The organism is Mesorhizobium sp. M0968 (assembly GCF_040319065.1).
GTDB lineage: Bacteria > Pseudomonadota > Alphaproteobacteria > Rhizobiales > Rhizobiaceae > Mesorhizobium.
In genome coordinates this window covers 193,858-214,456 of sequence record NZ_JAMYNL010000002.1, presented here as the reverse complement: position 1 = coordinate 214,456, position 20,599 = coordinate 193,858, and the positions used below count along the sequence as shown (strand labels likewise).

General features: G+C 60.6%; 22 protein-coding genes. 7 read left to right on the top strand and 15 right to left on the bottom strand.

Features of this window, described 5'->3' with window-relative positions:
* Positions 1–55: 55 nt before the first annotated feature.
* The 3 genes from NKH67_RS03865 to NKH67_RS03855 all read right to left on the bottom strand — a co-directional run bounded on the left by NKH67_RS03865 (position 56) and on the right by NKH67_RS03855 (position 4,834).
* Positions 56–2,644: a GcvT family protein gene (locus NKH67_RS03865; RefSeq protein ID WP_352500942.1), complete on the bottom strand. Its 2,589-nt coding sequence runs from the start codon at positions 2,642–2,644 to the stop codon at positions 56–58.
* Entirely contained in the window at positions 2,641–3,126 is a 486-nt protein-coding gene (locus NKH67_RS03860; RefSeq protein ID WP_352500941.1) for an endonuclease domain-containing protein, read from the bottom strand. Before NKH67_RS03860 ends, NKH67_RS03865 begins: the two co-directional genes overlap by 4 nt.
* 130 nt (positions 3,127–3,256) lie before the next feature.
* A complete protein-coding gene (locus NKH67_RS03855) occupies positions 3,257–4,834 on the bottom strand; it encodes a trimethylamine methyltransferase family protein (RefSeq protein WP_352452086.1) in 1,578 nt (525 codons plus the stop codon).
* A 215-nt stretch (positions 4,835–5,049) separates the two neighbouring features.
* Here NKH67_RS03855 and NKH67_RS03850 point away from each other — a divergent pair, with 215 nt between their 5' ends.
* The 4 genes from NKH67_RS03850 to NKH67_RS03835 all read left to right on the top strand — a co-directional run bounded on the left by NKH67_RS03850 (position 5,050) and on the right by NKH67_RS03835 (position 9,995).
* Positions 5,050–6,210, top strand: a complete 1,161-nt coding sequence (locus NKH67_RS03850) for an MFS transporter (RefSeq protein ID WP_352500940.1) — start codon at positions 5,050–5,052, stop codon at positions 6,208–6,210.
* A 95-nt stretch (positions 6,211–6,305) separates the two neighbouring features.
* Complete coding sequence (locus NKH67_RS03845; protein ID WP_352500939.1) at positions 6,306–8,375, top strand: prolyl oligopeptidase family serine peptidase; 2,070 nt, start codon at positions 6,306–6,308, stop codon at positions 8,373–8,375.
* A 60-nt stretch (positions 8,376–8,435) separates the two neighbouring features.
* Positions 8,436–8,561: a capsid protein gene (locus tag NKH67_RS03840; protein WP_084641091.1), complete on the top strand. Its 126-nt coding sequence runs from the start codon at positions 8,436–8,438 to the stop codon at positions 8,559–8,561.
* Between the two features lie 54 nt (positions 8,562–8,615).
* Positions 8,616–9,995 carry an aspartate aminotransferase family protein gene (locus tag NKH67_RS03835; RefSeq protein ID WP_352500938.1) on the top strand — a complete coding sequence of 460 codons (1,380 nt, stop codon included), beginning with the start codon at positions 8,616–8,618 and terminating at the stop codon, positions 9,993–9,995.
* A 330-nt stretch (positions 9,996–10,325) separates the two neighbouring features.
* Here the strand turns inward: NKH67_RS03835 and mmsB are convergent, their stop codons facing one another.
* The 3 genes from mmsB to NKH67_RS03820 all read right to left on the bottom strand — a co-directional run bounded on the left by mmsB (position 10,326) and on the right by NKH67_RS03820 (position 12,861).
* Positions 10,326–11,210: a 3-hydroxyisobutyrate dehydrogenase gene (gene mmsB, locus NKH67_RS03830; RefSeq protein WP_352500937.1), complete on the bottom strand. Its 885-nt coding sequence runs from the start codon at positions 11,208–11,210 to the stop codon at positions 10,326–10,328.
* Positions 11,211–11,260: 50 nt separating this feature from the next.
* Positions 11,261–11,629: a four helix bundle protein gene (locus NKH67_RS03825; RefSeq protein ID WP_023719958.1), complete on the bottom strand. Its 369-nt coding sequence runs from the start codon at positions 11,627–11,629 to the stop codon at positions 11,261–11,263.
* A 65-nt stretch (positions 11,630–11,694) separates the two neighbouring features.
* On the bottom strand, positions 11,695–12,861 hold the full coding sequence (locus tag NKH67_RS03820; protein ID WP_352500936.1) for an isobutyryl-CoA dehydrogenase: 1,167 nt from the start codon (positions 12,859–12,861) through the stop codon (positions 11,695–11,697).
* A gap of 151 nt (positions 12,862–13,012) precedes the next feature.
* On the opposite strand from NKH67_RS03820, the gene NKH67_RS03815 reads away from it, so the two are divergent.
* Positions 13,013–13,627 carry a dimethylsulfonioproprionate lyase family protein gene (locus tag NKH67_RS03815; protein ID WP_352500935.1) on the top strand — a complete coding sequence of 205 codons (615 nt, stop codon included), beginning with the start codon at positions 13,013–13,015 and terminating at the stop codon, positions 13,625–13,627.
* A gap of 1 nt (position 13,628) precedes the next feature.
* Complete coding sequence (locus NKH67_RS03810; RefSeq protein WP_352500934.1) at positions 13,629–15,098, top strand: cobyric acid synthase; 1,470 nt, start codon at positions 13,629–13,631, stop codon at positions 15,096–15,098.
* A 52-nt stretch (positions 15,099–15,150) separates the two neighbouring features.
* Here NKH67_RS03810 and NKH67_RS03805 read toward each other — a convergent pair whose 3' ends face one another.
* From NKH67_RS03805 to NKH67_RS03795, 3 genes are all read right to left on the bottom strand, one after another.
* Positions 15,151–15,570: a VOC family protein gene (locus tag NKH67_RS03805; RefSeq protein ID WP_352451986.1), complete on the bottom strand. Its 420-nt coding sequence runs from the start codon at positions 15,568–15,570 to the stop codon at positions 15,151–15,153.
* A gap of 73 nt (positions 15,571–15,643) precedes the next feature.
* Positions 15,644–16,471 (bottom strand): helix-turn-helix domain-containing protein, encoded by an 828-nt coding sequence (locus NKH67_RS03800; RefSeq protein WP_352470313.1) that lies wholly within the window; start codon positions 16,469–16,471, stop codon positions 15,644–15,646.
* Positions 16,472–16,582: 111 nt separating this feature from the next.
* On the bottom strand, positions 16,583–16,753 hold the full coding sequence (locus tag NKH67_RS03795; RefSeq protein WP_352451984.1) for a hypothetical protein: 171 nt from the start codon (positions 16,751–16,753) through the stop codon (positions 16,583–16,585).
* 153 nt (positions 16,754–16,906) lie between these two features.
* On the opposite strand from NKH67_RS03795, the gene NKH67_RS03790 reads away from it, so the two are divergent.
* On the top strand, positions 16,907–17,338 hold the full coding sequence (locus NKH67_RS03790) for a TerB family tellurite resistance protein (RefSeq protein WP_352470314.1): 432 nt from the start codon (positions 16,907–16,909) through the stop codon (positions 17,336–17,338).
* Positions 17,339–17,359: 21 nt separating this feature from the next.
* Here the strand turns inward: NKH67_RS03790 and NKH67_RS03785 are convergent, their stop codons facing one another.
* From NKH67_RS03785 to NKH67_RS03760, 6 genes are all read right to left on the bottom strand, one after another.
* Positions 17,360–17,776 (bottom strand): hypothetical protein, encoded by a 417-nt coding sequence (locus tag NKH67_RS03785; protein ID WP_352500932.1) that lies wholly within the window; start codon positions 17,774–17,776, stop codon positions 17,360–17,362.
* A gap of 193 nt (positions 17,777–17,969) precedes the next feature.
* Entirely contained in the window at positions 17,970–18,437 is a 468-nt protein-coding gene (locus NKH67_RS03780; protein ID WP_352500931.1) for a hypothetical protein, read from the bottom strand.
* Between the two features lie 263 nt (positions 18,438–18,700).
* Positions 18,701–18,940, bottom strand: coding sequence for a hypothetical protein (locus NKH67_RS03775; protein ID WP_352500930.1), 240 nt, complete (start codon positions 18,938–18,940; stop codon positions 18,701–18,703).
* A gap of 330 nt (positions 18,941–19,270) precedes the next feature.
* Complete coding sequence (locus tag NKH67_RS03770) at positions 19,271–19,471, bottom strand: DUF4926 domain-containing protein (protein WP_023676476.1); 201 nt, start codon at positions 19,469–19,471, stop codon at positions 19,271–19,273.
* 140 nt (positions 19,472–19,611) lie between these two features.
* On the bottom strand, positions 19,612–19,803 hold the full coding sequence (locus tag NKH67_RS03765; protein ID WP_023676475.1) for a hypothetical protein: 192 nt from the start codon (positions 19,801–19,803) through the stop codon (positions 19,612–19,614).
* 139 nt (positions 19,804–19,942) lie between these two features.
* Positions 19,943–20,566: a DNA polymerase Y subunit UmuC family protein gene (locus NKH67_RS03760; protein ID WP_352500929.1), complete on the bottom strand. Its 624-nt coding sequence runs from the start codon at positions 20,564–20,566 to the stop codon at positions 19,943–19,945.
* Positions 20,567–20,599 lie beyond the last annotated feature (33 nt).

Below are 20,599 nucleotides of genomic sequence, written 5' to 3'. Positions count from 1 at the left end.
CCGGCTGCGCTAGCATGAAGAGTATGCTCCGCACAATGCGACCGGCTGGCTGCGCCTACGTCCTCATCTTTTCGCCGCTCGGGTCGAAGGGCGGCTCGACATTGATGCGTGCCGGCCGCCGTTGCCCGAGGATTTCGATCTCGAACAGCCCGGCGCTCTCGTTCTCGGCAAGCGCTGCCGGTACATAGCCTTGCGCCATCGACTTCTCGACATAATGCGCATAGCCGCCGGAGGTGACCCAGCCGACCACCCGCCAGTCGCCGTCGACAATGCCGCGCACGGCAGACGCGCCTCCTTCGGCGGCGTTCGAGCCGCGCACTTCCTTGCCGCCCGCGTCGAAGCGCGGCGCGCCATAGCCATGCGGCTTTTCCACGGTGCCGTAATCCTTGCCGCCGACCTTGGCCCAGATCGGCTCGTCGCCCATGACGTCTGCATCTGCGGCATCGACGATGAAGGAGACACGGCGCAGTTTCGGCCCTTCTGCCTGTTCCTTGGCCGCTGCTTCCCGGCCGATGAAGTCGTTCTTCTCTAGCTTGATGAAGCGGTCCATCGAGCCTTCGAACGGTCCGTAGATCGGACGTAACTCGCGGAACCAGGTCGGGAAGTTCTTCTCAAGGCGCATAGAGAGCAAAGCCCGCATGCCGAAATCGACAAGCCCAAACTCTTCGCCAGCCTCCTTGATTGCCTTGTAGACCAGGCGCTGGTAGGCAGGCGCCATCCAGATCTCGTAGCCGAGGTCGCCGGTGTAGGTGATGCGATTGACCATGCAAGGCGCGCCGCCGACCGCCATCTCGCGGAAATCCATGAAGCGGAAGGCCTTGGTCGAGATGTCGACATCGACCAGTTTCTGCAGCAGGTCGCGGGATTTCGGCCCGGCGATCGACAACCCGACCAGCGTCTGGTCGAAGCGGTGGATGCGGATGCTTCCATCCTTTGGCAGATGCTTCTCGAACCAGCGCATGTGGTATTTTTGCGCTGCCGAAGAACCCCAGATCATGAAGCGTTCTTCCCCACCCCTTGGGCCCGCCTTGGCGATGGTGAAGTCGCCGATCAGCCGGCCGAACTCGTTCAGCATGGGCGTCAGCACGATGCGGCCGGTCTTCGGCATGCGATTGGTCATCAGACGGTTGAGGAAGTCCTCGGCCCCTGGCCCGGAGACTTCGTATTTGGCGAAGTTGGCGATCTCGGTGATGCCGACCCTCTCGCGGGTGGCGCGCACCTCCTCGCCGATCGGGCGGAAATCATTGGAGCGGTGGAAGGACACGACGTCCTTCGGCTCCGAGCCTCTCGGCGCGAACCAGAGCGGGGTTTCGAGACCCCAGCTGTCGCCCATGACGGCGTTGTTGGCGAGCATGGTGTCGTAAAGCGGGGTCGTCTGCGCTGGTCTTGCCGCCGGTAATTCCTCGTTGGGAAAGCGGATGGAGAAACGGCGCGAATAATTTTCGCGGACCTTTGCGTTGGTATACCGCAGCGTTGCCCATTCGCCGAAGCGCGCAACGTCCATGCCCCAGACGTCGAAGCCGGGGTCGCCATGAACCATCCAGTTCGACAGCGCCAGGCCGACGCCGCCGCCCTGGCTGAAGCCGGCCATGACGGCGCAGGCGCACCAGAAATTGGTCAGGCCCTGCACCGGGCCGACCAGCGGGTTGCCGTCCAGCGCGAAGGTGAAGGGGCCGTTGATGATCTGCTTGATGCCGGCCTTTTCGATGCCGGGGAAATGCTTGAAGCCGATCTCGAGCGACGGCGCGATGCGGTCGATGTCGGGCTGCAGCAGCTCGTGGCCGAAATCCCACGGCGTGTTGACCGGCGACCACGGCTTGCAGGCCTTTTCATAGGTGCCGAGCAGGATGCCGTTGCGTTCCTGGCGGGTATAGATCTCGCCCTTGAAATCGAGCACGCCAATCATCTCGCGGCCGGTCGATTTGTTGAATTCCTCGACCTCCGGCATCGGCTCGGTCAGAAGATACATGTGCTCCATGGCCAGCACCGGCAGCTCGACGCCGACCATGCGACCGATCTCGCGCGCCCACAGGCCGCCGCAGTTGACCACATGCTCGGCTTTGACTGTGCCTTGCTCAGTGACGACATTCCAGGTGCCGTCGACCTCCTGCGTCAGTTCGACGACGCGGTTGCGCAGTACGATCTCGGCGCCTAGCTTCCTGGCGGCCTTGGCATAGGCATGGGTGGTGCCGGAAGGGTCGAGATGGCCCTCGACTGGATCCCACATGGCGCCGACGAAATTCGTCTCGTCCATCAGCGGGAACATCGCCTTGGCTTCGGACGGCGTGATCAGTTCGGTGTCCATACCGAGATAGCGGCCCTTGGCATGGGCGAGCCGCAAGAAGTCCATGCGCTCGGGCGTGTCGGCCATCATCACGCCGCCGGTCAGGTGCAGCGAGCAGGATTGGCCGGAAATCTCCTCGATCTCTTTGTAGAGCTGCACTGTATAGGCCTGCAGCTTGGCGACGTTGGGATCGCCGTTCAGCGTATGGAAGCCGCCCGCCGCATGCCAGGACGAGCCGGAAGTGAGTTCCGAACGCTCGATCAGCATGATGTCGGTCCAGCCAGCCTTGGCCAGATGATAGAGCACCGAGCAGCCAACGACCCCGCCGCCGATGACAACCGCTTTTGCATGAGATTTCATGAAGATAGATCCGTTTTTGAAGAGATTGAATCGAGTGAGCGGGGCGCGAAAACAAAGCGGAGATCGGATACAGCGATGTTTCCGGCCAGCCTGCCATCAAGCGCGGCAAGAATGGTTTCACAGACGGAAGTACGATGTTTCAGGATGTCATGGTTCCAAAGACGCAGGATCGAGTAGCCTTGGGCGCGCATGAAATCATCGCGGCGGCGGTCATATGAACTGCCGGCGTCCTGTTGTCCGTCGATTTCAACAACAAGCCATTTTTCGAGGCAGACGAAGTCTGCAAAAAAGGCGCCGATGGAGAACTGACGCGTAAGGCGATAGCCGCCAAGCTTGCGCGCCTTTAGTTCAAGCCAGAGCGGTGCTTCCGCCTGGTTGCCTGCTTGCCTGAGTTTTCGTGCTCGCTGGGTTGTACCTATTTTGCGGCGACTGCGCATTTCATGAACGGCTTCCCCCACTCCGTCGCTGCTTCGCAGCGCCACCTCTCCCCCCTCCGGAGGGAGAGGAAGGGGGCTGGCTGGAATAAGGTCGCGCCCTTCCTCTACCTCGTCGATCGGGGGAGTGGTGTCTAGCGAAGCTCGACGGAGTGGGGGTCGACTACTCATCAGATGATCAGAAATCGGTCGGCGCGCCGCCTTCGGCCCGGCGCTTGTCGACGAAAGCGTTGAGCTCCTCGCGGATTGCCGGGTCCATATTAGGCTCTTCATAGGACGCCAGCCGTTCCTTCCACACGCGATTGGCTTTTTCGAGCGCCGTCGGCGATCCGGCCTCAACCCAACTCTCGAAATTGCGCCAGTCGGAAATGATTGGCGCGTAAAACGCGGTCTTGTAGCGGTCCTGCGTGTGCTGGGTGCCGAAGAAATGGCCGCCGGGGCCGACGGACTGTATGGCTTCGAAACCGAGTGCTTCTTCGGAAAGATCGAGCGGCGTCAGGAACTCGGCGACCATCTGCAACAGGTCTATATCGAGGATGGTCTTCTCATAGGAGCAACGCAGGCCGCCTTCGAGCCAGCCGGCGGCATGCATCATCAGATTGCCGCCGCCCTGGATGGCGCCCCACAGTGAGAACACGCTTTCATAGGCGGCCTGCGCGTCGACCGTGTTGGCGGCGCAGGTGTTGGAGGTGCGGTAGGGGATGCTGTAGCGGCGGGCGAGCTGCCCGCCGACCAGCTGCGCCTTCATATATTCCGGCGTGCCGAAGGCCGGCGCGCCGGACTTCATGTCGACATTCGAGGTGAAGCCGCCGTAGCCGACAGGCGCGCCCTTGCGCACCATCTGCGCGAAGGCGATGCCGGACAGCGCCTCGGCATTCTGTTGCACCAGCGCGCCGGCAATCGTCACCGGCGCCATGGCGCCGGACAGGGTGAACGGCGTCACGATGACCACCTGGCCCTTGCTCGACATCTGGATGATGCCTTCCATCATCGGCACGTCGAGCTTGAGCGGCGAATTGGTGTTGATGATGGTGAATACCGACGGCTCTGCAAGCAACTGCTCATGGCTGATGCCACGTGCGATCCTGGTGATCTCGATGCCGTCGACGTTGCGCTCCTTGCCGAGCGAATAGATGTGGAACATCTTGTCGGTCAGCGTGGCGAGGTCACGGATGCATTCAAGGTGGCGGACGGACGGATGGATGTCGATCGGCTCGACCGGATAGCCGCCCGTGCAGTTCAATATGTTGTGCATCTGCGCAAGCTTGAGGAAGTTGCGGTAGTCCTGCTGGTTGCCCGGCCGGCGGCCGCGGTCGACGTCGGAGCAATTGGGCGCCGACGCCATCATCGAGATGATCAGATTATCGCCGCCGAAGCGCACATTGTGCGCCGGGTTGCGGGCGTGGATGGTGAATTCCGGCGGGCAGTGCGCAACCAGTTCCAGGATCATGTCACTGTCGAAGCGCACCCGCTCGCTGCCTTCGCGGACATCGGCGCCATGCGCCTTCATGATGCGCCGGGCTTCGTCATGCAGCACGTCGACGCCGATTTCCCGCAGCACGCGCAGAGAGGCGAGGTGGATAGATTCCAGCTCGTCGTCGGAAACCAGCCGGGTCGGCGCCAGCGGGTTCTTCAACTGCCGAAACGGCGGCTGCTCGAACGCCGCCGATCCGCCGGCACGCTTTCCCGCGCGGCCGCCGCGACGGGCGCGGTCGTTTGCCAATGCAGGTTCGGCGGGCTGAAGGGCGGCGGTCATGATAGTCCTCGTACGCTGCGGCAATGCGGCGGCATAATGGACTGCCGGCCGGCCAGCCATTGCGGAGGCGGCGACCACTAGGACGAGGGAAGCGACATGCCTGAAGGGCAGCCGGAGGGATCGTCAGGCTCTTATCTCTTCTCTCTTCCGGCTGGCGCAAGCGGTTTTCGTTGCCGGTGCTTACCGCGATGAAAGCGAAACGCTAGTCCTGCATCATGGACCGGGCGGAACAGGACAGCGGCGAGACAGTGCAATGGGCGGCGATCACCGGCGTGATCGCCACCGTCTCGGTGTTCGCCATCGCGCAAGGGCTGAGCTATCCGCTGTTGAGCTTCATCCTGCAGCGCCAGGGCGTCTCGCCGGCCATGATCGGCCTGTCGGCGGCAATGACGCCGATCGGCTTCATCGTCTCGTCGCCGCTGGTTCCGGCGCTGGCACGGCGTTTCGGGGCAGGGCGCACCGCGCTTACTTGCGCGGCACTTTCCGCGCTGGTGCTGGCGCTGATCGGCTGGACGCAAAATGTCTATCTGTGGTTTCCGCTGCGCTTTTTGATCGGCGCCGTCACCAACCCGCTCTACGTGCTGAGCGAAGTCTGGGTGATCGCACTGGCGCCGCCGGCACGCCGCGGCCGCGTCATGGGCATCTATTCGACCATCATTTCGGCGGGCTTTGCGGCGGGGCCGCTGTGCCTGCTTGCGGTCGGCACCGAGGGATGGCCGCCGTTTCTCGTCGGCATCGCCGCATTCCTGTTTTGCGGCGCCTGCCTCGCCTCGGTGCTGGCACGGCTGCCCAAGGTCGACGAGAGCGGGCACCGCGTTTCGGTGCTGGGGTTCGTGCCGCAGGCGTGGCTGCTGTTATCGGCGGTGATCGTGGCCGCCGGTTTCGAACAGGCGGTGCTCGCCTTGCTGCCGGTCTATGGAACGCATTACGGCATCGCCGAAGCGCGCATGTCGGCGCTGCTGTCGGTGATGATCGCCGGCAACATCGCTATGCAGGTGCCGCTCGGCCTGCTGGCGGAACGGCTGACGGCGCGGCTGGTGCGGTTCATCTGTGTTTCGATGACGGTGCTCGGATGCGTTCTGTTGCCGGTTCTCATCGAGACGCCGCTGATCTGGCCGTGCGTCTTCATCTGGGGCGCGGTTTCCTACGGCATTTACACGATGTCGATCATTGAACTCGGCGAGCGGTTCACCGGCTCCGCACTGGTCGCCGGCAACGCCGCCTTCTCGCTGATGTGGGGCGTCGGCGGCATCGCCGTGCCGCCGCTGGCGGGCAGCGCCATGGATGTTGTTGGCGCCGGCGGCCTGCCAATGACGCTCGGTGCCATTTGCCTGGCGCTGGCAGTTGTAACGGTCATTCGAAGACGGATGGTGTGAATGCCAGAAAGCCGCCGTTTCTGACGAATGACTTGAATGTAAGCGGCCCCATGTCGATCTTGGCTATGTCGCCACCCGAGTCAACCGGAGACCTCATGACCAAATCGAATACCAAGGGCCAGCCGGGTTCGGCGGCCGAAGACCCGTTTCTCTGGCTTGAGGACAGGAGGGGCAAGCAGGCGCTCGACTGGGTGCATCACCAAAATGCAGTTACGGTCGGGGAGCTGCAGGGTGATCCGTCCTATCAGATGTCGTTCGAGACCGCGCTCGACCTGATGACAGCCGAGGATAACATCGCCGTCGGGGCCGCTATCAACGGCTATGTCTATAATTTCTGGCAGGACCGGACGAACGTACTCGGCCTTTGGCGGCGCACCACCGTCGCCTCCTACAAGACCGACAAGCCGGAATGGCAGACGATCATCGACTTCGACAGTCTGGCGGCGAAAGAGGGGGTGAAATGGGTGTTCAGCGGCGCCAGCCGGCTCTACCCCGACTTCAGCCGCTGCCTGCTCAACCTGTCGCCGGATGGCGGCGATGCCAGCGAGATGCGCGAATTCGATATCGAAAGCAGATCGTTCGTCGATGGCGGCTTTCGCGCTCCTGCCTCGAAATCGAGCTTTAGCTGGCTGGACGAGGACACGGTTACCGTTTCCGCCGCCTTCGAGGAGGACGACAAGACCCAGTCCGGTTATCCGCGCGTGGTCAAGCTTTGGCGGCGCGGCACGCCACTGGAAGCGGCGATGCCGATCTTCGAGGCGCTGAAGCAGGATCTTGCCGCCGGCGGGTCCGTCGAATTCGACAGCGACAAGCGTCATGTCTTCCTCGCCCGGACCATCGACTTCTTCGCCTCGCACAGTTTCCTGCGGCTGCCTTCCGGCGAGAACAGGCGCATCCCGTTGCCGGACGACGTCACCGATACAGCGCTGTTCAAGGGCCAGCTCGTCTTCGGCGTGCGTACCCCGTGGACTGCGCCGGACGGCACGCTGTGTAAGCCCGACGGGCTCTATTCACTCGATTTCGAGCGCTGGATCGAAACCGGGCTATTCGGACCCCTCGATACCGTGCTCGAGCCGGCGCACCGCGTCTCGATCGCCGGCATTGCCCGCACGCAGGACCGGCTGTTCATCAATTTGATGGACAATGTGCGCGGCAAGGTCATCGCCGGCGAGCGCAGCGACAGCGGCTGGGAGTTCAAGCCCGTGGCGTTGCCCGAAAACGGCAATGTCGGCATCAGCCATGCCGAGCATTTCGGTTCCAGCGTCTCCTTCTCCTTCACCGATTTCCTGACGCCGAGCTCGATCATCTGGTCGGACGACAACGCCGCGGGGCTGGCAACGGTGAAGTCGCAGCCGGCGCGTTTCGATGCGTCGTCCCTGGTCTCCGAACAGTTCGAGGCGCGCTCGAAGGATGGCACGATGATCCCGTACTTCGTCGTCAGGAGGCGCGACTTGCATGGACCCGTGCCGACATTGCTTTACGGCTATGGCGGCTTCGAAGTGCCGCTGCTGCCCGGCTATGCCGGCGTGCGCGGCAGGCTGTGGCTGGAGAAGGGCAATGCCTATGTGCAGGCCAACATCCGCGGCGGCGGCGAGTTCGGCCCGAACTGGCATCAGGCGGCGCTCAAGGCCAATCGCCAGAATGCCTTCGACGATTTCGCCGCGGTCGCGCAAGATCTGGTCAAACGCGGCATCGCTACGCCCGCCACGCTGGGCATCCAGGGCGGATCGAATGGTGGCTTGCTGACCGGCGTCTCGCTGACCCAGCACCCGGAATTGTTCGGTGCAGTGATCATCGACGTGCCGCTGCTCGATATGCTGCGCTACACCGAACTGCCGCCCGGCGCGTCGTGGATGGCCGAGTATGGCGATCCGGCGAAGCCGGAAGAGGCAGCCTGGCTCGCCGCCTATTCGCCCTACCAGCATGTAGACACGGATGCAGCCTATCCGCCGGTGTTGCTGACGACCTCGACCGCCGACGATCGCGTCCATCCCGGGCATGCCCGCAAGATGGCGGCACGGCTGCAGGCGGCCGGCCACGGCAAGACGCTGTTCTTTGAGGAGACCGAGGGCGGCCATGGCGGACGCGGCGATCGGCGGCCGCAGGCCGCACAGGCGGCGATGAAGTACGTCTTCCTGCAGCGGGCCCTGACTGGCACCAATTGACCGGCGTCGCTTGACCGGCACGGCTTGAACTGAGGGCTCGAGGCAGCCTAAGGTGCATGCATGGCTCGGCTGGCGAAATCGGGTTGCGCATTTGGGGTGGCGGTGACGCCGTCGTCGCGCACGCTACGCGCCGAGCTGTTGCGGCTCTGCGCTCGCATCGGCTATTCGCCGCCCGCTGTCCTCTGACGAATCCGCCCCGGCGCGAAAGCTGCCGGATTGGTTCAAGAGGAAAGACCAGACATGACCTACCAGAATTATTCGCTGAAGCAGCTTCAGCAGATCGATGCCGCGCATCACCTTCATCCGTTCACCGACCACAAAGAGATGCGCGAGACCGGCTCGCGCATCATCACCCACGCCAACGGGCCGTTCATCTATGATGCCGAAGGGACGGAAATCCTCGACGGCATGGCTGGGCTGTGGTGCGTCAATGTCGGCTATGGCCGCGACGAGCTGGCCGACGCCGCCTACGCCCAGATGAAGGAATTGCCCTACTACAACTCTTTCTTCAAATGCTCGACGCCGACGCCGGTTCTGCTGTCGAAAAAGCTGGCGGAGATCGCGCCAAGGCACATCAACCAGGTGTTCTACGGCTCGTCCGGTTCGGAGGCCAACGACACGGCGCTGCGCCTGGTCCGTCACTATTGGGTGCTGGAAGGCAGGCCCGAGAAGAACCGCATCATCTCACGCAAGATGGGCTACCACGGCTCGACCATCGCCGGCGCCTCGCTCGGCGGCATGGATTTGATGCACAAGCAGCTCGGCGGCGCCGTGCCCAACATCGTCCATGTGATGATGCCCTATGCCTATGAGCTCGCACTGCCCGGCGAAAGCGACCATGATTTCGGCCTGCGCGCGGCAAAAGCGGTCGAGGACGCGATCCTCGAAGCCGGCGCCGACAAGGTGGCCGCCTTCATCGGCGAGCCGGTGATGGGGGCAGGCGGGGTGAAGATCCCGCCGATGAGCTATTGGCCGGAGGTGCAGCGCATCTGCCGCAAATACGATGTCCTGCTGATGCTGGACGAGGTCATCACCGGATATGGCCGCACAGGCGAGTGGTTCGCCGCACAAGCCTTCGATGTCGAGCCCGACACCATCACCACGGCCAAGGCGCTGACCTCTGGCTATCAGCCGCTGTCGGCGCTGCTGGTCGGCGACCGCATCGCGGCGACGCTGGTCGAAAAGGGCGGCGAATTCTATCACGGCTACACCTATGCCGGGCATCCTGTGGCCTGCGCGGTGGCGCTAAAGAACCTCGAGATCATCGAGCGGGAAGGCCTGGTCGAGCGCGTGAGGAACGACACCGGGCCTTACTTCGCCAGGGCGCTGCAGGAACGCCTCGGCGGCCACGATCTGGTCGGCGAGGTGCGCTCGTTCGGGCTGATGGGGGCGATCGAGATCGTCAAGGACAAGGTGACCAAGGAGCGCTTCCTGCCGGCCGGCAGCGCGGCGGTGATGGTTCGCGACCACGCGATTGCCCAGGGCATGATGCTGCGCGCTACCGGCGACACGATGATCCTGTCGCCGCCGCTGATCTGGACGCGCGAGACGATCGACATGGCCTGCGACCGCATCGCCACGGCGCTCGACCTGGCGCAACCAGATTTGCGCAAGCATTAGGGAGGCGATCGCCGGGCGCTCCATGTCGGGCGGGCGCCCGGCGTTTGAATGGGCGCTCGCCAGGCGAGGATGCGAAACGCAAAAACCGCGCTCCATCGGAACGCGGCTTTGCCAGATACGCATGGCGCTTCGCCAACAATACACTTGCGAAACTAACGGCGAAACTTACGGGCTCCGGTACGCGAGACCTGATCCGGAGCGCCGGGCGGATGTCCGCCTCGCAATCCGTTTTAAACGCATATCGTTACTGCAGGGTTAGCAAGAGCTTAAGCAAACCTAAATTTGCCGACTTTCCGCTTTGGGCAGATCGAAAACCTGTGAACTTGGAGCTTACGCCGGGTTACCACGGAGGAAATCAATGATGCCGGAAAAATCCGCGCCGGCATTCCCTTGTGCGTTGAACAGCGCATAGAGCTGGGCTGCCTCGGCGCCGAGCGGCGTTGCTGCACCGACGCTCTGTGCGGCCTCCTGCGACAGTTTCAGGTCCTTCAGCATCAGTGCCGCCGCGAAGCCAGGCTTATAGCCATTGTTGGCGGGCGATGTCGGCACCGGGCCGGGCACCGGGCAATAGGTGGTCAGCGACCAGCACTGGCCGGACGAGGTCGAGGCGACGTCGAACAGCGCCTGGTGCGACAGGCCGAGCTTTTCCGCCAGCACGAAGGCCTCGGCAACGCCGATCATCGAAATGCCCAAAATCATGTTGTTGCAGATCTTCGCCGCCTGTCCGGCGCCGTCGTCGCCGCAATGAACGATGCGGCCGGCCATCGGCTTGAGGATTGGTTCGGCCTTGGCGAAGGCATCCTTCGAACCGCCGGCCATGAAGGTCAGCGTGCCGGCCGCCGCTCCGCCCGTGCCGCCGGAGACCGGCGCGTCGATCGACAGCAACCCGTGCTTGGCGGCGATGGCATGGGCCTTTCGAGCCGACTCGACATCGATGGTCGAGGAATCGATGAACAGCGCGCCTTTTTTTGCCTTGGACACTATGTCTGCGTAAACCGACAGAACATGCTTGCCGGCTGGCAGCATGGTGATGACCGCATCGGCGTCCTTCACCGCTGCAACGGCGTTGGCCATAATGACGACGCCGTGTTCCCTAGCGATGACGAGGTTCTCCGGCACCAGGTCGAAGCCGTGCACGGCATACCCGGCCTTGACCAGGTTGGCGGCCATCGGATTGCCCATATTGCCGAGGCCGATGAAGGCGATGGTGGTCATAATGGCGCTCCGTGGTTTGGGTAGGCAGTAGGCAGTAGGCAGTAAGCGACCTATTCGGGCGCAAGTTTGCTAATAAGTTGGCGAAGCATTTTCCCGATGCCCTCGGTCGCTAAAAGCACGTGATAAGCTTGATCATGCGTAGCAAGGCCAATGCGTTCAGCGATCTGGAGGTGTGTCTCGAACTCCTTCAGCGATCCCTGGGCAATCCTGAGAAATTGCTGATAGGAGCCTCTGTTGTCTCGGCCGTAACCTTCCGCGATGTTTGCAGGAATAGAGGTTGCTGAGCGGCGGATTTGGCTGGTCAACCCATACAATTCCTCTTTTGGCCATGCCTTGGTCAGGGAGTAGGTGGTGACGGCCAGATCCATCGCCTGCTGCCATACGATAAGATCCTTGTACGAATTGATCTTGCCGGTCATCTTTCTGCCTACTGCCTACTGCCTACTGCCTACTGCCTACTGCCTACTGCCTACTGCCTACTGCCTTACCGTCCGATCAGGGCGCGAGCGATGATGACGCGCATGATCTCGTTGGTGCCTTCGAGAATCTGGTGGACACGCAGGTCGCGCACCAGCTTCTCGATGCCGTAATCGTGCAGATAACCATAGCCGCCGTGCAGCTGCAGGGCGTCGTTGGCGACATTGAAGCCGGTGTCGGTGACGAAGCGCTTCGCCATCGCCGACCATTTTGAGGCATCCGGCGCGTTGCGGTCGAGCTTCGAGGCGGCGGTGTAGAGGAAGATGCGTGCTGCCTGCAATTCGGTCTCCATGTCGGCAAGCTTGAACTGCAGCGCCTGGAACTGGTTGATCTTCGAGCCGAAAGCCTTGCGCTCGGCGGTGTAGGCGAGCGCCTTGTCGAGCGCCGATTGCGCGCCGCCGAGCGAACAGGCGGCGATGTTCAACCGGCCGCCGTCGAGCCCGGCCATGGCGATGCCGAAGCCGGCGCCTTCGACCGACAACAGGTTTTCGACCGGCACCTTGCAATCCTCGAAGACGACCTGGCGGGTCGACTGCATGTGCCAGCCCATCTTGCGCTCGTTGGCGCCGAAGGAAAGGCCGGGCGCATCGTTCGGCACGACGAAGGTGGAAATGCCTTTCGGCCCGTCGGCGCCGGTGCGCGCCATGACGACATAGAGGTCGCTGTCGCCGGCACCGGAGATAAACTGCTTGGCGCCGTTCAGCACATAGTCGCCGCCGCTTTTGACCGCACGCGTCTTCAGCGCCGCCGCATCGGAGCCCGAGCCGGGCTCGGTCAGGCAGTAGCTTGCCAGCCATTCCATCGAGGTCAGCTTCGGCAGGAAGCGCCGGCGCTGCTCGTCGCTGCCGAAGCGGTCGATCATCGATGCCGCCATGTTGTGGATCGAGATGAAGGCGGAAAACGCCGGATCGGCCCGCGAAAGTGCCTCGAAGATCAGCACGGCGTCGAGCCGGCCGAGCCCCGAGCCGCCGACGTCGTCGCGGACATAGATGCCGCCAAGGCCGAGCGGACCTGTCTCGCGGATCACATCGGCGGGGAAATACTTGTTGCGATCCCAGTCGAGTGCGTTCGGCGCCACACGGTCGGCGGCGAAGGCTTGCGCCATCTCCTGGATGGCGCGCTGGTCTTCGTTGAGTTCGAACTGGCTGGTGCCCGCATCGACAGCGGCGTCCATGGCGTGCTCCCTGATGTTTCCGGCCTGCTGGCCTGTCGTTTTTGGCTTTGCGCGCAGTCCAATCTAGACCAATGATGCCGCCGCGCAACCCGACCGTCTCTATCCAACCATCTGGGCAGCCGCTGTGCGCGAATGCGCTTTGGAGCAAAGTGTGACGACAACTTTCGACGAACTGCTTGGATGCTTCCATGCCTATCTCCAGACGTTCGATGACGCGCTGGTGCGCGACGCCGTGGCGCGGATCGGCTGGGACATGCCGGGCCGGCCGCTCGAACCGCATGCACTGCCGTGTCTCGTCCAGCTTGACCGTGTCGTCGAACTCGCTCCCGCTGCGGCCAAGTCGCTGGCGCGGCTGGTTGCGGAGCGTCGCGGCGATCTGCACTGGGGCCAGACCTATGGCGAGGCGGATTTCGGCACGGTTTTCATCGACAATTACGGCTGGCTGGAGGTGTTCGGCACACGCGGCCATTTCGTCAATGACGAGGTCGCGGGCGGCCTGCTGATCCTTGGGCCCGACATTGTCTACCCCGATCACCACCATGTCGCGGAGGAGATCTACATCCCGCTGACCGGCGGCACCGAATGGCGCATGGGCGACGGCGGTTTTCGCCTTCGAGCGGCGGGCGAGGTGATCCACCATGCCTCTGACATCAACCACGCCATGCGCACCGGCAGGGAGCCGCTGCTGGCGCTCTATCTCTGGCGTGGCGGGCCACTGGCGGCCAAGTCGACGATCGCCGCAACCGTTGCGCAGGGCAGGGACTGATATGGCCAAGGCGATCATGCTGCAGGGCACGGGTTCGGATGTCGGCAAGACGGTGCTCGTCGCCGGTCTGTGCCGCGCGGCGAAGAAGCGCGGCTTGAAGGTGCGGCCGTTCAAGCCGCAGAACATGTCCAACAACGCGGCCGTCGCCGATATTCCAGGCGATTCAGGCGGCGGCGAGATCGGCCGCGCCCAATGGCTGCAGGCGATCGCCTGCGGCGTGGCGCCGACCGTCCACATGAACCCGGTGCTGCTCAAGCCGCAGACCGATGTCGGCGCTCAAGTCGTCGTGCAGGGCAAGGTGTTCGGCGAGGCGCGGGCGCGCGACTACCAGGCGCTGAAGGGCCGGGTGATGGATGCGGTACTGGACTCCTGGGCAAAGGTCGGCGAGGGCGCCGATCTGGTCATTGTCGAGGGCGCCGGCTCGCCGGCCGAGATCAATCTCAGGAGCCGCGACATTGCCAATATGGGCTTTGCGACGCGCGCCGGCGTGCCGGTGATCCTGGTCGGCGATATCGATCGCGGCGGCGTCATCGCCTCGGTCGCCGGCACCCATCTGATCCTGCCGGAGGAGGACCGGCGCATGATCGTCGGCTACCTCATCAACAAGTTCCGTGGCGACGTCTCGCTGTTCGAAGACGGCATCAAGGCGATCGAAAAATTCACCGGCTGGCGCTGTTTTGGCGTCGTGCCGTGGCTGAAGGCGGCGGCGCGGCTGCCATCGGAAGATTCCGTCGTGCTCGAGCGACTGGCGTCCGGCGAGAAGCGCGCGCTGAAGATCGCCGCGCCGGTGCTCTCGCGCATCGCCAATTTCGACGATCTCGACCCGCTCAAGGCCGAACCGCAGGTCGAGGTGGTGTTCGTGCCGCCTGGTGAGCGCTTGCCCGAAGATGCGGGTCTGGTGGTCATTCCCGGCTCGAAGTCGACGATCGGCGATCTCCTGAAATTTCGCGAGAACGGCTGGGACCGCGACCTTGCCGCGCATAGGAAACGCGGTGGTCATATCGTCGGCATTTGCGGCGGCTTCCAGATGCTTGGTCATATCGTGCGCGATCCCGACGGCATCGAGGGCAGCGTTACAGAAACGCAAGGGCTTGGCCTGCTCGACGTCGAAACGGTGATGGAGCCGGAAAAGACGGTGCGCAATGTCAGCGCGCGCTCGGTGCAATTCGATCTGCCGCTCGAGGGCTACGAGATCCATCTCGGCCGCACCACCGGTCCGGACACGCTGCGGCCGTCCGCCGTTATCAACGGCATCGATGACGGCGCTATCTCGGCCGACGGCAAGGTGCTGGGCACCTATATGCACGGGCTGTTTTCCGCCGACGCCTTCCGGGCGAAATTCCTCGAAAGCCTCGGCGTCAAGGGCGGCGGCATCGACTACCGCGCCGAGGTCGAACGGGCACTGGACGAGATCGCAGCCGAACTGGAAACCCACCTCGACTGCGACACGATTTTTGGGCTGGCGCGTTAGATACTTTGCCTGAGCATGATCTTGTCCGAAAACCGGTCTCCACTTTTCGGGATCATGCTTTCTCGTCAGCCTTCGGCCAGTAGGTGCCGAACGACCAGACGTTGCCTTCCGGATCGCGGCAGATGAATTCGCGGCTGCCATAGTCGCGGTCGGTGAGTTCTTCCAGAATCTCGGCGCCGGCGGTCTTTGCCCGCGCGTATGCCGCGTCTGCGTCAGCGACCGCAACGTAGATCGACTTGCCGCCACCCGAACCCGGCGCGCCGACCATCTTGCCATAGGCGTCGTCGCGCGCCGTGCCGAGCATGACGATCGAAGAGCCGAAAGCGAGTTCGGCGTGGTGCACCACGTCGCCTTCGCCATAGCGGGCGCGAACGCTGAAGCCGAAGGCCTCGCACAGCCAATCGATCATCTTGCCGGCATTCCTGTAGCGCAGCGCCGGATAAAGCCGCGGTGGTTCGGGGGTGTTCGGCATGGCTGATCTCCTTCAGCGGGTTGGTCGATCAACCCAGTCTGCGCGACGGCCGGTTGCGCGTCTTGAAGAAATGTTACCTCGCGGCAAGCGCCGTCGGCGCGACGCCTGCCAGGTCGCGAAACTCGCGTACCAGATGCGCCTGGTCGGCATAGCCGCAGTCGGCGGCGATGTCGGCCCAAGCGCTGTTCGCCTGTCTCGACAGGCCAAGCGCATGATTGAAGCGGACGATGCGCGAGAGCGTTTTTGGGCCGGTGCCGATAGCGTCCGAAAATTTTCCGGTAAGATGCTTGCGGCTCCAGCCAAGCTTTTCGGCCAGAGTCGAGATGCGGGTCCGCCCACGCGTCGAGACGATCGTCTCATAGGCCCAGACCATTTCGGCCTGGGTGCGGTCCGCGGTTGCCAACCGATCGCCAACGAAGGCTTCGGCGATGGCAAAGCGTGAGCTCCAATCCGGTGCATTGCCGAGCCTTTCGCGCAGCGCGATGCCTTCTACGCCGAGCACGTCATCCAGGCCGACCATGCGGTCGGTCAGTTCGATCATCGGGCGGCCGAAGAAGCGACGAGCGCCGAGCGGGCTGAAATTGATCTGCACACAGCAGGCGCCGCCGAAGGATTCGATCACTACCGGCCCGGCATAAAGGCCGGCGGCAAAACTGGCGAAGCGGTCATTGTCGCCCGGGTCATGGCCGAGCCCGATGGCAAAGGGTTCGGCAAAGCTGATGACCAGCGGCACGGTCAGCGAGGCATATTCGACGGCGCGGAAATGGCCTGGCATGGTTTCGCGAAAGCCGCATATGTCGGTGACGGCGCCCTGAAGCCGATGGCTCGGCGCGCGCCGCACCATCTCGAACCGATCGAGGCCTGGGCTTTCGTGGCGGCTGCCGTCTTCGCTGTCGGGCATGCGCTTTCCTTCCGCCACGCGACTTTAACAGACCATTCGTCGGAATCAAAAGCGCCCGGGCTTTGGCCGGGCGCTCCGAGTTGCCTGAGATTCTGAATTGTCTGGACGTGTTTAGGCGCCGCGCATCAGGCAGCCGGCGGCCAGCACGATGTAAGCGATGACGACAATCCACACAGCAGCCAAAGGGATGAACGCAAGGACGCCAAGCGCGGCGAGAACGCCGATAATGGCGATAACAAGGGATATAATGAAAATAAGCTGGGTAGGCGCACTGAGATTCATGTTCGGTCCCTCCTCAACATGATTCGTACAACGGCATACTATCAGTCGCGCGGTCACACACCAATGAGTGCACGCAGGCGGCTTTTCCACCATCGCACCCCGTTTGCGCCAAGCCGATTCCGCGCTACCTTCCCGACGAATCGGAAGGGGCTGATGGCGATGGGATTGCTGGACCAGATACGCTCGATCTTCGACGGCGACCCCGGCGTGCGCAAGGTCGCGGACGATCCGGTGCTGTCGGCGGAATTGCTGATGCTGTTCCGTATGATCCTGGCCGACGGTTCGGTCAGCGAAAGCGAAATGACCGCCTTCAGGCGTATCTGCCGCGACGCCTTCGGCATACCCGAAACCAGCGTCGACAGCGTCATCGAATATCTCAACGATTTCGGCTACGAGACCAACAGCTCGCAGGCCGTCGCCCAATTCCGCGACCTCGACGTCGAACGGCGCAAGCTGCTCGCCCGCCACATGGCCGAGATCGCCAAGGCCGATTCGCAACTTGCCGGGAGCGAGATGCAGCTGTTGCGCCGCACGCTCGACCTGCTCGACATCAGCCCGGCCGATTTGGTCAAGCCGCAAGGCTGAGGCATCGGCAGGATTGTTGAGTTACAGCAATTCAAGGTCAATCTGAGATGAATTCAGTATAAACTTGTGGTAAAATAAAATAACTGTGCATTGGTAAAACATATATATCGCAATCGGATCTTGATGATCCGGTTTTTCCTTATATTCTTCGGTGTCGTATACTACGTCGAAATATTTTCCAAATAAATCGTCGTCAGACCAAAGATCGTATTGCTTGACCATATTTGGTTCATCGGGCTTACCGAGATAGGCCCAAATCCGACTTCTTCTAATAGTTTTTATGTCACCAAATTGTGCGGTCAACTTTTCACGCGATAGCGCGTCCTCCCATCTGGGCGAAGGGCCAGTGATTTGCTGATAGAATATAAGCAAGACCAATACGGCAGTCGCAGCACTCAGCACAGCGGCCGAAAGTAGGCACTGCTTACTAATTTTCATTTCAGCCACCTATTTCTGATATCAATATCAATCGGGATCAAGCGACCGGAGAGAGGGCGCCCCGGTGGCGTCATCGAATTTTGCACTCGACTAAACAACATCACCGACTTTAGCTTCTTTTTGGGAAACAATCTTGGAACCGGGAAGATCCTTCATTGGCACTCAAGCGGATGCTCAAAGTACTATCATAGCGCTACCTGTTTCTCTTATGCAGTGTAAAAGAAACTGAAATCAAAGAGAATGCAGCCATAATTGCGAGATACGCGACAGCCAATCCGCTTTCACTTAAGGCGCCCGAAATCATAAAATGAATGGCAGTAATTAAAAGTAATATATAGTGATACTTTTGGATAATACTCAAATTATATATCATTTTTATGCTTGATTTTGTATACTTCCATCCGGTCCAGTCATTTTTGAAATTCCTCTCCAGATAACCGATGGGGTGTTCGAAACGATTGAGAAGCTCCGCTAACCTTCTTGGAAAGGCAAAGGAGGCAGCAACTATCGCGCCAATAAAAACCGCCATCCAGGCGGATTCACCCCAAATCAGCGAAACAGGGATGGTCGCGGCCGATGTCCATATGGCTGTTACTGAGAATATCTTCTCAAGGGTTCCGTCCATATCCATAATCTCTGCACCTCCGATCTTCCGGGGCATTTCCAACTACCGAAAGAATCCTCCTCTTCCGGGGCGGCGATGCCGCCTGCCAGGAGCCGGTCGATGCTTGATCCTGATCTGGCGCGGTGCGAACGCAGCTGTCAACCGAGAACGGGTGCGGTTCAAATGCTGGGCACTGAATTGGATTGGCAGTTCGCGCTGCCAAAAAAAATGCTCTGCACTCTTGACGCGCGGCCGGCTAATGAGTGTCACCGTAATTCCACAATTCCTCCAACGGATCGGAAAATTTGTATGCCTTGCTGCTATTGGTAGTATCCTTTCTGAAAGATTAGCACTGTCTCGACAGGCGCCATGGAATCTTCTTTTGCCAACGGGGCATAAATACTGACCCCAAGGCCAAAAGCGATTGCCCCATCAATTTCTTCTTCGATTTCTTGGCCCAATGAAATAAGTGCACGTTTTGCGGTTTCAAATCCTGTTCCTAGAAATCGAACCCCATTCAGAGAAGGAGCGGCAGGACTCGTGAATTCGACCGCGTTCAATTTTCCTGATTTACTATAGTAACAAAATACCCCAATATTTTCGAAATAGTCGCAAGGAAACGTATCCCTGATAGATCGTTTGAATGTTCGAAAATTTGTCCCAAGACGCCGTCTAATCTGATTCGGGGACATTCCAAACTCTATTTCCCGGCGCCAGTGAAAGGTATGATCTTGAACTCAGTCATCAAAAACCGTGCCCTACGGCTTCGTGCTCTTGACGAGCCGCCGGCTAATGGGTGTCACCGTAATTCGTAATGCGACCGTAGTGCGTAATTCCGGATCATGTCGTAATTCGGAGAGGAGATATGGAAAAGAGTGCGCTGTAATTCCTTACACAGCAATCAGTACGAACTGGTTTGGAAGTAAGGCTAATTGAGCGATGGTCTTCCCATTTTCGCTACTGAATTCAATCTCGTATGCCTCCTCGGGATAAGAATGCTCTTCAACAACGACTCCTAAAGCTCCGGCCTGAAGGGATTCTCCCAGCATATCACAAATCAATCTCACAACGTCGTTGATCTTTGGTTTCATGGCGGGACTCTACTTCACGAATAGTGGCATCAGCGACGGGACGTTTGAACCGGGGGCTAAAAATCCACCCGGTGCGAACCTCAACGGTGCCGGCCGGACCTGTAACAGTTACGTCCACCGTATATCGAGCTCCGTATTTATCAACAACCCGTCTGGCCGGAGGCATCGCGCACGCTGGTCGTGGTGTGGGTCAGCGTGCCCAGCGTGACGTCCCGGCGGGCGAGCTTGCCAAAGCCGTCATACTTGTTGCCTTGCGTTGCCCCAGGGTTGGTGGAGGTGAGCTGGCCGATGTTGTAGAAGCCGGACGCCGCTATGCGGGCAAGGCGGGCCATGTGGTCAATCTACGTGCAATGATAGCCGGGCGAACGCGATAAAAGTGCACCGAAATTGCGAAATTCTCTCCAGTTCCTGCCGCACAATAGCGGCCACTAAGTAATGACCCGCATCATAATTAGGATCTGTGAATGGCAACTAACGACCTTGTGCACTGGCCCGATAATCCAACAACTCTTGCATTTCTACAATCTCTTCCCCGTATTGTCCCGTGACCTTAATGGTGTTGGTGTCAAGATCAACCAGACTCTTCAGGAACAAAATGGTGGGCCGCGCGTGCTCAATTGGAACTAAACCTAAAAGCCTTATCGCATAGAGCGAATTCGCATCCCCGCCTCCTTTTTGGGCCAAAGACATTTTCAATTCTTCCTGCAATTTTTCAATATCGTCGTAAATGCCAACATAAGAGTCCGTAAGCGATCGAGTTACTTGATCAAAATCTTTCGTTCTCTCGTCCAATTGCAATGGAGCCGCAAGATTCTTATCAATCAATCTCGTCCATATAAAAAGGTAAAGTGCACCAGTATCCTCATTAAATTCTTCATACTTCGTATTCCAGTCCATGAACTCCTTCGCAATTTGCGAGGTTACGCGTGATATACATTTCTCCTCAACTGCTCTCCAAGTGAACGGCCAATTGTCGGCAAAGATTCCATTTGAACAGTTAAGTATCTCATGAGTTGATCGCACAGTACAGGCCGATCCTCCGAAAACAAAAATTGCAACAAATCCGGCAAGTTTCAATGCTATTTTAAAATGCATGATGGCAACTCCTCACGAACCAATTGGGAAATC